Here is a 14,888-nt window from a genome sequence, read left to right as displayed (position 1 = left end):
GTATCCAATCAGTACACATCACGCAAATAACGCTTCTGCTCACTCAGCTGACGCCAGTAATCCACGGCACCCTCAACGCCAAGCCCGCCGTGGGTTTGCGCGACGTGGCGCAGGACCTGGTCGACATCTTTGGCCATATGGCTGGCATCGCCGCAGATGTACAGCTTGGCGCCATCCTGCAACCAGCGCCACAGCTCGGCACCCTGTTCGCGGATGCGGTCCTGCACGTAGACCTTTTGCGCCTGGTCGCGGGAAAACGCCAGGCTCAAATGGCTGAGCAGGCCGTCGCGTTGCATGCCTTGCAGTTCATCCTGGTAGTAGAAATCACTGGCCGCGTGCTGTTCGCCGAAAAACAACCAGTTGCGGCCCTGATGACCCAGCGCGCGACGCTCCTGCAAGAACGCACGGAATGGGGCGATTCCTGTACCGGGGCCAATCATGATCATCGGCACGTCGCCGTCAGTGGGTGTGCGGAAGTGTTTGGAGGGCTGCACGAACAGCGGCACTTCGCCGTCGCCGACACGGTCGGCCAGGAAGGTCGAGGACACACCCTTACGCTTGCCATACCGCACGGCAGCCACGGTGAGGTGCACTTCATAGGGGTGGGCCTTGGCGCTTGATGCGATTGAATACAGGCGCGGTTGCAGGCGTTTGAGCGTGCCCAGCAGCTCATCCGCCGAACACTCGATGGGGTATTCCTGTAGCACATCCGCCAGTTGCCGGCCCCACAGCCAGTCATTCAGTTCGGCCTTATGCTCGGGGTTGAGCAAGTGCTTGAGGCCAGGGTTGGCGCTGCGCTCGGCGATGAAGGCGAGGGTGTCGCTGCTGGGCCGGGCGATTTCGAAGTGCTGAGTGAGGGCCTGTTGCAGGGGCACGTCGCCGAACGTGTCGATGTTCACGCAGGTACTGGCCTTCAAGCGGGTGAGGTCGAGCAGTTCGTTGACCAGTTCGGGGCAGTTGCGCGGCCGTACGCCCAGCGCATCACCGGCTTCATAAGTCAGCCCGGAGTCGGCCAGGTCCAGGGCGAACTGGCGGGTTTCCTTGTGGGCGCTCAGCGGGTTGAGCTGGCGATTAAGCAGCAGGCGTGAACCATACAGCTTGGTTTTACCCGCGGGTGTGGCGAGTGCGACGGGTTTTGCCGGGACGAGGGTTTGCTGGAAGCGCACCAGCCAGGCATCGGCCAGCGCTTCAAATTCGGTATCGCAGTCGACGCGTTCCAGCAGGCGGGTGGCGCCCAGTTCCAGCAGGCGTTGGTCGAGTTGTTTGCCGTGGTTGCAGAACTGGTCGTAATTCGGATCGCCCAGGGCCAGCACCGCGAAGCGCAGCGACTCCAGGCGCGTCTCGGCGGTGCTGAGGCTGTGCCAGAAACCTTCACCGTTGTCCGGTGGGTCGCCGTCGCCAAAGGTGCTGCTGATCAACGCCAGGGTGTGGGTGCTCGCCAGTTTGCTCGCCGGGAAGTCCGACATCGCGCTCAGTTCCACGCTGATACCCGCGTCGCGCAGGCGCTTGGCAAAACGTTCGGCCAAGGCCTCGGCGTTGCCGGTTTGCGAGGCCCACAACAAGGTGACGGCCGGGGAGGGGGTTGCGAGGGCTTCTGTAGGGCTGAACAGTGCGCCGAGCAAGCCGTTCAGCCACAGCCGCGAGGCATCCGCCAATGGCGCATTCGTGGGCATGGTCGGGATGCCGACGGCCTGGCGTGCGGCGTTGGCTTGCAGGCCGCTGAGGAAGCCAGCGAGGTAGGTGCGCTCACTGTCGCTCAGTGGCGGCGCAGACAGGTGGCGGATGCCGGCGATTTCGGCGAAGGCGTCGAGGCGCGACATGGCGGTGTCCTCAGCTACGGGGGAAGGGCGGTCGAGGGACTGCAGGCCGATCAGCTCAACGCGGGCCAGGGCGACGGCGCAGCATTTGAACTCCGGTTGCAAGGAGATCGGGTCGACGGCGTCGTTGGTCACCGCGTTGATCGCCAGGTTGTCGCCGAACACATCGTTCCAATGGAAGGGCGCAAAGCAGTTGCCTGGCTGCACGCGGTCGGTGATCACGGCGGGCAGCACCGCGTGGCCGCGGCGGGAACGTATTTCAACCCGGTCCTTGTCTTTGATGCCCAGGCGGGCGGCGTCTTCGGCGTGCAATTCGACGAAGGGGCCGGGGTTGAGTTTGTTCAGGGTGGCGACCTTGCCGGTCTTGGTCAGGGTGTGCCATTGGTGCTGCACACGGCCGGTATTGAGTACAAAGGGGAACGCCTCATCGGGCAGTTCCGCCGGCGGCATATGGGGTCGGGCGAGGAACTGGGCTTTGCCGTTGTCGGTGGCGAAGGTGACGGGGCCTTTGTCCACGTAGCGGATCGGGTTGCGGTCCGCTGCAGTGTCCGATGCGCAGGGCCATTGCAGCGGCTTCTCACGCAGGCGCGGGTAGCTCGCGCCGCGAATGTCGTAGCCGGTCTTGGGGTTCCAGGCGCGTTTGATTTCCTCAAACACCTCGGACGCCGAGGCGTAAGTGAAGGCCTCGGCAAAACCCATCTCACTGGCGACCCTGGCGATGATCTGCCAGTCGGGCAAGGTTTCGCCGGGAGCGTCGACGGCCTTTTGCATCAATGTCAGGTTGCGCTCGGAGTTGATCATCACCCCTTCGGCCTCGGCCCAAAGCGCGCCGGGCAACAGGATATCGGCGTAGCGGTTGGTCTCTGTGTCGAGAAAGGCGTCCTGGGTGATCACCAGCTCGGCGGTTTGCAGGCCCTTGATGACGGTTTGCCGATTGGGCACGCTGGCGACCGGGTTGGTGCAGATGATCCAGCAGGCCTTGATCTGCCCGGCGGCCATCTGTTCGAACATCGCCACGGTGCCCGCTCCGGCCTGGCGCGGCAGGCTGTCAGGGGGGATCTGCCACAAGTCCTCGATAAAGGCGCGGTCGGCCTCGACCAGCACCGAACGTTGCCCCGGTAACCCAGGGCCCATGTAGCCCATTTCGCGCCCGCCCATGGCGTTGGGTTGACCGGTGAGGGAAAACGGCCCGCTGCCTGGTCGGCAAATGGCGCCGGTGGCCAGGTGCAGGTTGCACAGGGCGTTGGTGTTCCAGGTGCCGTGGGTGCTCTGGTTGAGGCCCATGGTCCAGCAGCTCATCCACTTCGCGGCCTGGCCGATCCAGTCGGCGGCTTGGCGGATATCTGCTTCGGCCAGGCCGGTGATCACGGCGACGTGCTCTGGCGAATAGTCCTCCAGGAACGCGGGCATCGCCTCCCAGCCGTCGGTGAAGGCGGCGATAAAGGCAGGGTCGGTGTGGCCGTTTTTCACCAGCAGATGCAGCAAGCCATTGAGCAGCGCAAGGTCGGTGCCGGGTTTGATCGGCAGGAACAGGTTGGCCTTGTCCGCCGTGGCATTGCGCCGTGGGTCGACTACGATCAGCTTCGCCCCGGCCTTGACCCGGTCCATCATGCGCAGGAACAGGATGGGGTGACAGTCAGCCATGTTTGCGCCGATCACGAAGAACAGGTCGGCCCGATCGAAATCTTCATAGGACCCCGGCGGGCCGTCGGCGCCGAGGGAGAGTTTGTAGCCACTGCCGGCGCTGGCCATGCACAGCCGAGAGTTGGACTCGATGTGGTGGGTGCGTACGAAGCCCTTGGCCAATTTGTTGATCAGGTACTGGGCTTCCAGCGACATCTGCCCTGACACATAGAACGCCAATGCCTGCGGCCCGTGCGTGTCGAGGGTGTGGCGCAGGCGGCGCGCGGTTTCGCTGATGGCTTTGTCTATACCGATGCGCACCGGGTCATGCTCCCGGGCCTGGCGGACATATGCGTTTTCCATGCGGCCGGAGTCGGCGATGGCTTGCCCGCAGGTGGTGCCCTTGGTGCACAGACGGCCGAAGTTGGTGGGGTGGGCCGTGTCTCCGATCACCTTGACCACTTTATTGTTTTCTACCTGCATGACGATGCCGCAGCCCACGCCACAATAGGGACACACACTGCGTATGCTCTGATTGGCCATCTAAAACCTGCGTAAACAAAAAAGGCGCCTTGCAACCCTCCGTTGAGAACGGGGATTACACGGCGCCTTTGTCGTGAGAGGGCAGTCAGCGTTGACTGCTTGGTTGGGGGGTCCCTAGCAAGTCACGCGCCAGGTTGTCCAAGGCGCGGTTTGTTGAGGAACGCGGCCTGTCGTGATGAGCGGGCCTGCCCCGCACCGGGCTGCGCAGCAACTCTCCTGAGACCGAGGCGCGGGGCAAGTCCGCTCACCCCAGAAAACGGTTCGGCAGAGGATGGGGTGTGCACATTTATGAAGCGGGGCGCACCAGTTGGAGGCGCCGCGGGCGGTGTTTTAGCGTGGGTTGTCGACGCCAGCGGCGTTGCAGCGGGGTATCCGACGGCTTGGCACAGACCCTGCAAGCTCCCCCTCAACCCACTTCGGTCAACGACGATCGACACCAGGGGCAATAGCGGAGAATCCGGCGCAGTCGCCTGATCCGAACCCGCATAAGAACAGGCAAAGACGCCTGGAACCGCAAGGTTTCAGGCGTTTTTTTTTGCTTTTTTAAACCGTGATGAGCTTTGTCGGGTGCTTTATATGAACAATCTCAAAACCTTGATCGTCGTCGGCAATGGCATGGTCGGCCACCACTGTGTGGCGCAATTGATCGAGCGCGGCGCACTGGATCACTACCGTTTGCATGTGTTCAGCGAGGAGCCGATGCGCGCCTATGACCGGGTGCATCTGTCCGAATATTTCAGCGGGCGCGACGCCGAGTCGTTGGCCTTGTCCGACGCCTCGTTGTACCAGACGCCGGGTGTAACCCTGCATCTCGGCGTGCCGGTGTTGGAGATTGACCGCGCCCGCTGCGAGGTGATTACCGCTGACGGCTGCGTCGCCTATGACAAGCTGGTGCTGGCCACCGGCTCCTATCCGTTCGTGCCACCTATCGACGGCGCCGAAGGTGATTCACGACTGGTGTATCGCACCCTTGAAGACTTGGACGCGATCCGCAAGGCCGCTGCCAATGCGCGGCGCGGCGTGGTGGTGGGCGGAGGACTGCTGGGCCTGGAAGCTGCCAACGCGATGAAAAGCCTGGGCCTTGAAGCCCATGTGGTGGAGTTCGCGCCGCGCTTGATGCCGGTGCAACTCGACGACTTTGGCGGCCTGGCGCTCAAGGCGCAGATCGAGCGGTTGGGCGTGGGGGTGCATTTGTCGCGCGCCACCCAATCCATCAGTGCGGGCGAGCACTACCGTTACCGCATGAATTTTGCCAATGACGAGTTCCTCGAAACCGACCTGATCGTGTTCTCCGCGGGCATCCGCGCCCAGGACGCGTTGGCGCGGAAGGCAGGCCTGGACATCGGCCCGCGCGGCGGCGTGGTAATCAATGATGAGTGCCTGAGTTGCGACCCGAACATCTACGCAATCGGTGAGTGCGCCTCTTGGAACGGTAGCCTGTTCGGCCTGGTCGCACCGGGCTACCAGATGGCCCGAGGCGTCGCTGCGCTGCTCTGCGAGCAGACCGCCGAGCCGTTTGTGGGCGCCGACATGTCGACCAAACTCAAGTTGCTCGGCGTGGACGTGGGCTCTATCGGCGACGCCCATGCCCACACCCCCGGCGCCCGCAGCTATCAGTTCATCGACGAAGCCAGCGCCAGCTATCGACGCCTGGTGGTGGATGCCTCGGGCAAGCAGGTGATCGGCGCCGTATTGGTGGGCGACAACAGCTACTACGACACCCTGCTGCAATACATGCAGAACGGCATCGCACTGCCATCCGAACCGGCCAGCCTGATCCTGCCATCCTCCGCCGGCGCGCCGACCCTGGGCCCTGGCGCGTTGCCGGAATCGGCCACCGTGTGCTCTTGCCATAACGTGACCAAAGGCGCGATCTGCTCGGCCATCGACAGCGGCTGCAGCGACCTCGGCCTGCTCAAATCCCAGACAAAAGCCTGCACCGGTTGCGGTGGCTGCGCCGGGTTGCTCAAGCAAGTGTTCGAGCATGAGCTGATTGCGCGTGGGGTCAGCGTCGACAAGAGCCTGTGCGAACATTTCGCCTATACCCGGCAGGAGTTGTACGCCCTGGTGCGCGTGGAAGGCATCATTACCTTCGACGAACTGCTGGCCAAACACGGCCGTGGCCATACCGGTTGCGACGTGTGCAAACCGGCGGTGGGTTCGATCCTGGCCTCGTGCTGGAACCAGCCGATCATGGATGCGTCCCTGGTGCCGTTGCAGGATACCAACGACACGTTCATGGCCAACATGCAGAAGAACGGCACCTACTCGGTGGTGCCGCGTATTCCGGGCGGCGAGATCACCGCGGATAAACTCATTGTGATCGGCGAAGTGGCGAAGAAATACGACCTCTATACCAAGATCACCGGCGGCCAGCGTATCGACCTGTTTGGGGCGCAACTGCACGAACTGCCGGATATCTGGAGCGAACTGATCGCCGCCGGGTTTGAAACCGGGCATGCCTACGGCAAATCCACGCGCACGGTAAAGTCCTGCGTGGGCAGCACCTGGTGCCGCTACGGCGTGCAGGACAGTGTGAAAATGGCGCTGCAGATCGAAGACCGCTACAAGGGCCTGCGCTCGCCGCACAAACTCAAGTTCGCGGTGTCCGGGTGTACCCGCGAGTGCGCGGAGGCCCAGAGCAAGGACGTCGGCGTAATCGCCACCGAGAAGGGCTGGAACCTCTACATCGCCGGCAACGGTGGCATGCGCCCGCGTCATGCGGAACTGTTCGCCACCGACCTGGACGACGCCACGCTGATCCAATACATCGACCGTTTCATGATGTTTTACATCCGCACCGCCGACAAGCTGCAACGCACCTCGGTATGGCGCGAAAGCCTGGAAGGCGGCCTGGATTTCCTCAAGGATGTGATCCTGCACGACAGCCTGGGCCTGGGTGCCGAGCTGGAAGCGCAGATGCAACAAGTCGTCGACCGTTACGAATGCGAGTGGGCCAACGCCCTCGCAGACCCGGAAAAACTCAAGCGCTTCCGCACCTTCGTCAACGACAAACGCCCCGACCCGGACATCCACTTCGTCCAGGAACGCGGTCAGCGTCGGCCGATCATGGCGGCCGAACTCAACCTGATTCCCGTCACCGAGGAGATTGCCTGATGAGTCAGCTCAATACCCAACGCAACCTGGCCACCTGGAAACGTGTGTGCAGCGAGTCCGACCTGGTGAGCAATTCCGGCGTGGTGGTGTGGTTGGACGGCGCGCAAGTGGCGCTGTTCTACCTGCCGGGCGCGCAGGACCAGACCTTGTACGCGATTGACAACCATGACCCGGAATCCGGTGCCAATGTTATCGGACGTGGCTTGATCGGCAGTATCAAGGGCGACCTGGTGGTGGCGGCGCCGGTCTATAAGCAGCATTACCGCTTGGAAGATGGGCAATGCCTGGAGGCACCGGACCAGCGCCTGCGGGTGTGGCCGGTGCGGTTGAACGGTGGGGGGGTGGAACTGGCACTGGATTGACGCAGTGTGGCGAGCGGGCTTGCCCCGCTTGCCACAGGAAACGTAGATGGCCCTAGGCGATGCCCTCCGTCGCACGCACTGAATCGGCCTTGATGTCCTCTGCAAACTTGCGCATCAACCGCACCAGGTTGTCGAAATCACCTTCCTCCCAAGTGGAGAAGATCGACACACCGATCCTCTCCCGCGCGTCATCGACACGGTCAGTCATGGCCTTGCCTTTATCGGTAATCACCGACTCTCGCACGCGGCGATCAATTGCGCTTGCCTGGCGCAACACCAGGCCCAAGCTTTCCAGCTTGGTCACCTGCCGGCTCACCGTGGTGTAGTCGCGGCCTACGCGGTCGGCCAGTTCGACCACACCAATCGGACCCAGCCGCTCTACCAGCACCAGCAATGGAAACAGGGCGCGGTCCAGGGAAATCCCAGCTTCGCGGACCATCGCCTCGTCGCGTTGCGGGCGGTTCATCACCCCCACGATCTCAACTAATGAGCCATGCAGGTCACGCAGTTGGGCAGATATATGTGCGTTTTGCACATTTTTTATTGACACAGTGTTGGCCTCTCTTAATATGTGCGTATTGCACATATAGGTGATCCAGTATGAAAACGCAATTCGCTGTCGATGTACTGATTTGCGGTGCCGGTGCCGCTGGCCTGACCTTGGCGATCGACCTGGCGAGAAGGGGCATCACCTTTCGCTTGATCGAAAAGAACCAGCAGCCTTTCCCCGGCTCCCGTGGCAAGGGCATCCAGCCCAGGTCTCAGGAAGTCTTCGAAGACCTGGGGCTTCTCGATCGTTTGATGGCCGTGGGTGGAGTCTATCCGACTGACCGGCGCTACCGCGACGATGGCAGCTACCGCGACGTCGAATTCACCCAAACCAACGCCCCGACACCCGCTGAGCCCTACCAGCAACCGTTGATGGTGCCGCAGTTTTTGACCGAACAGGTGATGCGCGAACGTTTGCTTGAACTGGGCCACCAGCCTGAGTTTGGTTGTGAGCTGGTGGGGTTCGAACAGGATGCCGAGGGCGTCACCGCGCGACTGCTCGGCAAGGCCGGCGAAGAAAGCGTTCGCGCACGTTGGCTGGTGGGTGCCGATGGCGGTCGCAGCTTTGTCCGGCACGCCCTGGATATCGGCTTCCCCGGCAAGACCCTTGGCGTACACGCCCTGGTGGCGGATGTGGTACTCAGCGGCCTCACACGTGATGCCTGGCACCGCTTCGGAGAGGGGGATGGGCAGCGCCAGATTGCGATATGTCCACTGGCCGGCACCGACCTGTTTCAGATCCAGGCGCCGATCCCGGCGGATGTCGACATCGACTTCAGCGCCGAAGGGCTCACGCACCTGCTCGCCCAGCGCACCGGCCGCGGCGATCTCCAGGTACACAGCGTGACCTGGTCGTCGGCCTACACCATGAACGCACGCTTGGCTGATCAATACCGCCAGGGCCGGGTGCTGCTGGTGGGGGACGCCGCCCATATCCATCCGCCCACCGGTGGCCAGGGCCTCAATACCAGTGTGCAGGACGCCTACAACCTCGGCTGGAAGCTGGCTGCGGTGGTGCAGGGAGCGCCTGATGGTTTGCTCGACACCTACGAACAGGAGCGCCGGCCGGTCGCCGCCTCGGTGCTCGGTTTGTCCACCCAACTGCTCGGCGAGATGAAGAGCGGCGAGCTGCGGCGGGGCAGGGAAGTGCACCAACTGGACATCGGCTACCCCACGTCCTCGCTGGCGTTGCAGCACCCCGTGCGCAACGGCGTTGCCGCCGGCGACCGAGCGCCGGACGCGCCGGTCCGGGGTGTCGCTGGGCAGGCATTGCGGTTGTTCAACCTTTTTCAGGGACCCCACTGGACACTGCTGGGCTACGGCGTGGCGGGTGGCTTAGTCAAGGCGCGGCCTGGTGTGCAGATTCATACGGTTGGGGCCGGCGGCGAGCTGATCGACGACCAGGGGCACTTTCAACGCATCTATGGGCTGGCGATTGGCGAGTGGGTGCTGGTGCGTCCTGATGGGTATGTTGGGGCGGTGGTTTCTTCAGCGCATGTCGATACGCTGGAAGACTATCTTCAGCGGGTCCAATGCTGACGCATTCGGTGCACCGAATGCATGACGGCTCCACTCAGCAATGAGCCAGTATTTCGTCGGTCTCTACAACCCCGGCATAGTCCATCGCCAGGTTGCTCAGCGACAACGCATGCACGTCTTCAGCAGGCCAAAGGCGCCCGGATAAATCGACTTGATCGAAGGTGTAGCAGGCGTCTGAAACCACCGTCACCGCAAAGCCCAGGTTGCCGCCTGAGCGTGCCGTGGACTCGACCGAGTTGTTGGTGATCACGCCGGCGATCACCAATTGCCGGATCCCACGCACGTGCAGCCAACGCTCCAACCCTGTCGCGGTGAACGCATCCGGAACGTTCTTCTCCACCACATGCTCCAGGGCAAGCGGTTGCAGCGCGGGCTGGAACTCGCACCCCGGCTGGCCCGGCCAAAACACCGAGTCGGGCGAGCGGGACATGTGCCGGATGTGCACGACCGGGCGGTTGGATTGCCGCCACGCCTTTAGCAGGCGCTGCATCTGCACTTCAGCATCCGCGTTGTTGCGTCGCCCCAGCTTCGGTTCGTTCATGCCTTGCTGCATGTCGATGATCAGCAGTGCGGCGTTGGTGGCTAACGGTTGCATGGCACCTCCCTTTGCGTGAGGCTCGAAACATATCAGCCTGCGTGTGCTTCCAGACAGCGAATTTTTCGAAGCCTGAAAGGTGGCGGATTACTGAATGAAAAAATAAATCCGTTACCTGTATTCGCTACCGTTGTTGTCCAGAGTACGAAGCAGGAATACTTCAATGATCCGCAAGGCATTACCCTCTGATGCAAAGACCATTGCCCAGGTGCATATCAGCAGTTGGCAAGCCGCGTATCGTGACCTGATGCCTGCTCAATACCTGAGTTCGCTGGAAGCCACCCTGGCTCAGCGTGAATCCTTCTGGATGCGCGCGTTAGAATCGGATGAGTCCCACGTGTGGGTCGCGCAGGTGGATAAGCAAGTCGTCGGCTGGATCTCTGTGGGCGCCAGCCGTGACGAAGATGCCGCTGGGGCAAACACCGGCGAGGTCATGGCCATCTACGTGTTAGCCCGGTATTGGCAAACGGGCGCCGGGCTGGCCTTGTGGAAGGCCGGCCTGCAGACATTGAGGGAGTGTGGATTTCAGGGGGTGACGCTTTGGGTGTTGAGCCTTAATGAAAGAGCGATCCGGTTTTATCGCAGGGCAGGCTGTGTCGCGGATGCCGGCAGTGAGCGCAACCTGATAAGGGGCGGCGTGACACTGGAGGAAGTCAGGTATCGGCTGGCTTTTGCTGCACAACAAGGAGACGTCCATGACGGACCATGAATTTGAAGCATTTTTGGCGCAAGTGATGGATGAGCTGTCACTGAAACAGACGGAGTTGAGCCGGGTTTACGGGCTGGGCGAAATGGCCCGCTGGTGGTTCGAACAATCCAAGGGGGTACTCCAGTTCTTCGACAGCCACGACAGGCTGGCCGTCGTGGCAGACGTCGTAAGCATCGGCAGCTACTCGGGTAAATTCAGCACCTGGAAATGGGCCTGGAGCAACCCTAGCGTCGACCCTGCATTGCGCGAGGCCGCGCTGCCACTCAAGCAGCTTCAAGCCATCACGGGGTTTGACCTGTTTGGCGACGACCAGGCCTTTGCCATTCAGGATGAAAGCATGGCCTGGGAACTGACCGCCGCAGCGGTTCATCACCTCCAGGCGCAAGGGTGCTATCGGGGGCCGTCCGGTCCCGATGGGCCGACGACCTTCCTGGCGATCACGTCGATAAGGACGGTTCAATGACCCAAGATACTGCGTGGGGTGGCTGAACGTTAAAACAGACCTACCTTATCCCTGCGAAATCGTGATAAATCGAACTCCCGTTTTCAACGCAAAACATCTCAAGGACGCCCATGAAATACGATGATGCAAGCTGGCACCATGGCGGAGACTTTCCAGCAGGCCAACCACCGGAACATGGCGGCACACACATAGCGCTGTTCTTAAGATGGTGTTTTATTAAAGGCTGGGCTGGCGACTTTCACGCCGAGGAAGAGCCTGAAGCCGTCGCCCGCGTGATCGGCGGCGAACTCTCCGCCACCGAGTTTCTCTTTAGGTATTGCGATGGCAAATTTACCGAGGAGGACTTGAACGACGCTGGAAATGAGATTGCGCAACAGTATTACGGGAGCAATGGCCTTTACCTTCAAGACTACGCCGACCACTTTGGCAACTTGATGTATGTTGCCCCGGAATCCGCGCACGATTTTAAGGCGTTTTCCGCGATTCTGGATGCGCGGGTTAAGAGTGGCGTGCTGATTAAAGCAGAGGCGTAACCGTGCTTTTAGGCGAAAACAATCGCTGATCGGCTTTGCGCCGCACATCCTTCATTACCTGTATGGCACACAGAAGTGTCCGCTTCGGGTCTAAAGCGGTCAGTCGTGACCGGCTGCTTTCGACCCAAAGCAGTCATCTGAACCGCATTGATCGACAGAAATGTCCACCGCCAATCCTAAAATCGTGAAGGTGGCTCATTTCCGGTCTTGATATTCGAAAAGACCTCATCTGGATCTGCCTGACACCAATATCTGAACAGAAGGCGAGGTTCGGTATTTCCGAAATATTGATCAACGGTGCTTTCGGGCGGCACGGTCAATTTAGGTGCTGGCCATTGCTGCGCTAAAACACCTATTGGTTTGTCAGACGACCAAATAATCCAAGTAGCCTTGCCTCCATTGATACCCGGTAAGTAGCCGGCTTCTTGTATCACTTCGATTAAGGCGCGCAGCGTTGCTGATGGATCGAGTGTGATCGACGTCGCATGGCTTCCCAGATCATCTCCTGCATGAACGCTATCTCGATCAATGGCAACTTCCAACGTGACTACTCCTTTTTTACCGCTGTGCTGTCACTAGATTGTCCAGCGTAGAGACATCAACGGCTACCTGTCCACAGTCTGCTTTTGGCCAAAAGCAGACGCTCAAAAATGGCAGGTATTGCACAATTGTGGTCATAAGGTTACTAGGAAAATGGCCCCCGCTGTTGTTGCAGGACTCGGACCATTACCTGCGTCCTGCGGCTAACTGGGGGCCATTTCTCGCAGCAACGCGGCTTGCGATGAAACGGCAACAGACCCTAGAGCTGAAAGCGCGAGATGTTCTCTCGCAATGTCACGCTGGTGCGTGCCAGTCCTTCGCTTTCCTGCTGAGCGCTGCGGAAGGCTGCAGCGGATTGCTCGGCGCTTTCGCTGACGGTCACGATGCCCCGGCTGATCTGCTCGGCAACGGTACTCTGCTGCTCGGCGGCAGCGGCGATTTGGTGGTTCATGCCGTTGATCCGCTCGATCATGGTTACGATCGTGCTTACCGCGTCACCGGCCTCGGAAACGCCGGACACCGACTGCGCACTGGAGCTCTTGCAGCGTTGCATATGCTGCGAGGTCTCGTCGGCAATTTTCTGCAGACTGGCGATCAGCCCCTCGATCTCTGAGGTGGCCTTCTGGGTACGCTGTGCCAGGCTGCGCACCTCGTCGGCTACCACCGCGAAGCCGCGTCCGGCCTCGCCAGCACGGGCAGCTTCGATGGCTGCATTGAGGGCCAGCAGGTTGGTCTGGTCGGCCACCGACTTGATCACTTCAAGCACGCCGCCGATATTGCCGGTTTCATTCTTCAGCCGGCCCATGGCCATGTTGGACTGTTCGATTGTCTCGGCCAGCTCGCTGATCATGTTCACGGCATCTTTGGCCTTCTGCTGGCTGTACAGGGCCGCGCTATCGGCCTCGCTGGCGGCACTGGCGGCGGATTCGGCGTTGCGCGCGACATCCTGCACGGTGGCGGCCATTTGGTGAACGGCGGTGACGATCTGCTCGACCTCGCACTGTGCCATGGCCACGCTTTCGGCGTTTCTCAGGCTCGATTGGCTAAGCTCCTGGCTGGATTCGGCCACGGTCTGTGAGGACAGGTTTATGCCCTTGGTCATGTCCCGCAAGTTCTCCTGCATGCTCAGCAGGGCGGCCATGATGCTGGCTTGTGGTGGCTCAATCGTGCGTTCGCTAGCGCGCAAATCGCCGTTGGCAACCCGTTGGGCGAGCTGGTTGAGTTCACTCGGTTCGGCACCCAGCGCGCGCAGCAGGTTGCGGCTGATGACGTAGCCCAGTACCGCTGCTAGTAAGACGGCCAGCGCAGTAATGGCGAGCAGAAGGTTGCGTTGTGACAGATAGTGTTCGTCATTTTCGCTGACCTGCAGGTCTGCTCTCTGGTTGGTGTAGCGCAGGTATTCGCCAATTGCCTGTGTCAGCTCGGCCAGTAATGGTGTGCACTGCTCGCTGACCATGCGCAGGGCCTCATCGTTTTCACCCTTGAACAGGTGTTCGGCAATGGTGTGCGCTACCGGTTCGTAGCGGCTCTCGACCTGCTCGATGGTTGAGAACAGTTCACGTGCTTTGGGCGACACATCACCATGGTTATCAGTTGCCTGGCGTAGCGCGGCGAGGCTGCTGGCCACCATTTGTTCGTTGGCGGCAATCGCGCCTCGCTGCTGTCCTCTCGCGGTGACATTGCTGTTTAAGGCGATGTTACGCAGGGCAATCGCACGCTGGGCGGCGGCGTCGTTCAGTGTGTTGGCCAGGCGGGTACGTGCATCAACGCCATTAACGTAGAGAAAAAAGTCCTTATTGCTGTTAGCCAGGGCGTACAGCGAGATAGCGGCGATCAGCAACATAAACGCGAGCAGGCTGGCATAGCCGGCATAGAGACTGGTCCGTGTAGAGAGCCGGGGAGTGTGCGTTGGCATGATGTACCTGCGTAGTGGGAGGAGCAATTTAGGGACACCTGCAAGGGTATGTATTCGCCCTTGGTCCGCATCCTGCGCAGGCATTCTTTTGTTCGACGGCAACGAGTCGCGGCGTTATTTCCTAGTCGGTGGAATCTTGTACAAGAATTTGTTATTGTACAACTCTTGTACAACTATATCGGAGTGATGTCGTCATGACATCACTCAATCCCGATGAACGGTCAGTAACCTCCGGTTTCTGGCAAGCGCCAGGAATAGAGGCCCGGCTATCGGGCTGACTACTGTTTGGCGGCGATACAGCCCAAGGCCCTCTTTGGGCCGATAGAATCCTGCGAGCGCTGTAAAAATGCGTAGTGCTATTTCTGTACAGGTATTTTGTAGGGGGGTGAGCCAGGGCACGCTAATTGTGAGCATGCTTTTCGCTAGGGGCTGTTGCCGTTTCATCGCAAGCCGCGTTGCTGCGAGAAATGGCTCCCGGTTATGGGGGGCAGGTTTGCCCGGAGTGCGGCGAGGGGGTTATGCAAATGGCGAGCGATGGCGTTGACTGCCCCACTTGCGGGACATTCATGCCGGCTGGCCGAGC

At 60.8% G+C, this 14,888-nt stretch carries 11 protein-coding genes; 6 read left to right on the top strand and 5 right to left on the bottom strand.

The window, feature by feature from the left end:
- Positions 1-8: 8 nt before the first annotated feature.
- Entirely contained in the window at positions 9-3,983 is a 3,975-nt protein-coding gene (locus BMZ57_RS18765; protein ID WP_069672995.1) for a bifunctional nitrate reductase/sulfite reductase flavoprotein subunit alpha, read from the bottom strand.
- A 576-nt stretch (positions 3,984-4,559) separates the two neighbouring features.
- Here BMZ57_RS18765 and nirB point away from each other — a divergent pair.
- Complete coding sequence (gene nirB, locus BMZ57_RS18760) at positions 4,560-7,100, top strand: nitrite reductase large subunit NirB (RefSeq protein WP_069672996.1); 2,541 nt, start codon at positions 4,560-4,562, stop codon at positions 7,098-7,100.
- Positions 7,100-7,462, top strand: a complete 363-nt coding sequence (gene nirD / locus BMZ57_RS18755) for a nitrite reductase small subunit NirD (RefSeq protein ID WP_069672997.1) — start codon at positions 7,100-7,102, stop codon at positions 7,460-7,462. Before nirB ends, nirD begins: the two co-directional genes overlap by 1 nt.
- Positions 7,463-7,514: 52 nt before the next feature.
- On the opposite strand, the gene BMZ57_RS18750 is transcribed toward nirD, so the two are convergent.
- The gene (locus BMZ57_RS18750) at positions 7,515-7,928 is read right to left on the bottom strand and encodes a MarR family winged helix-turn-helix transcriptional regulator (protein WP_021493010.1); all 414 of its coding nucleotides are present in this window, start codon (positions 7,926-7,928) and stop codon (positions 7,515-7,517) included.
- Positions 7,929-8,062: 134 nt separating this feature from the next.
- On the opposite strand from BMZ57_RS18750, the gene BMZ57_RS18745 reads away from it, so the two are divergent.
- Complete coding sequence (locus BMZ57_RS18745) at positions 8,063-9,550, top strand: FAD-dependent oxidoreductase (RefSeq protein ID WP_069672999.1); 1,488 nt, start codon at positions 8,063-8,065, stop codon at positions 9,548-9,550.
- Positions 9,551-9,584: 34 nt separating this feature from the next.
- Here BMZ57_RS18745 and BMZ57_RS18740 read toward each other — a convergent pair whose 3' ends face one another.
- Positions 9,585-10,145, bottom strand: coding sequence for a cysteine hydrolase family protein (locus BMZ57_RS18740; protein WP_010210149.1), 561 nt, complete (start codon positions 10,143-10,145; stop codon positions 9,585-9,587).
- A 163-nt stretch (positions 10,146-10,308) separates the two neighbouring features.
- Here BMZ57_RS18740 and BMZ57_RS18735 point away from each other — a divergent pair, with 163 nt between their 5' ends.
- From BMZ57_RS18735 to BMZ57_RS18725, 3 genes are all read left to right on the top strand, one after another.
- Positions 10,309-10,854, top strand: coding sequence for a GNAT family N-acetyltransferase (locus tag BMZ57_RS18735; RefSeq protein WP_047541753.1), 546 nt, complete (start codon positions 10,309-10,311; stop codon positions 10,852-10,854).
- Positions 10,841-11,317: a DUF6882 domain-containing protein gene (locus BMZ57_RS18730; RefSeq protein WP_069673000.1), complete on the top strand. Its 477-nt coding sequence runs from the start codon at positions 10,841-10,843 to the stop codon at positions 11,315-11,317. Before BMZ57_RS18735 ends, BMZ57_RS18730 begins: the two co-directional genes overlap by 14 nt.
- Positions 11,318-11,427: 110 nt before the next feature.
- Entirely contained in the window at positions 11,428-11,850 is a 423-nt protein-coding gene (locus BMZ57_RS18725) for a DUF7832 domain-containing protein (RefSeq protein ID WP_069673001.1), read from the top strand.
- Between the two features lie 176 nt (positions 11,851-12,026).
- Here BMZ57_RS18725 and BMZ57_RS18720 read toward each other — a convergent pair whose 3' ends face one another.
- Both BMZ57_RS18720 and BMZ57_RS18715 read right to left on the bottom strand, forming a co-directional pair.
- Entirely contained in the window at positions 12,027-12,392 is a 366-nt protein-coding gene (locus BMZ57_RS18720) for a hypothetical protein (protein ID WP_010210159.1), read from the bottom strand.
- 257 nt (positions 12,393-12,649) lie between these two features.
- Complete coding sequence (locus BMZ57_RS18715) at positions 12,650-14,305, bottom strand: methyl-accepting chemotaxis protein (protein ID WP_029529134.1); 1,656 nt, start codon at positions 14,303-14,305, stop codon at positions 12,650-12,652.
- Positions 14,306-14,888: the final 583 nt, after the last annotated feature.

It is taken from the genome of Pseudomonas simiae (assembly GCF_900111895.1).
GTDB classification, from domain to species: domain Bacteria; phylum Pseudomonadota; class Gammaproteobacteria; order Pseudomonadales; family Pseudomonadaceae; genus Aquipseudomonas; species Aquipseudomonas simiae.
The sequence above is the reverse complement of the archived record's forward strand: the minus strand, read 5'-3'. Positions and strand labels throughout refer to the sequence as shown.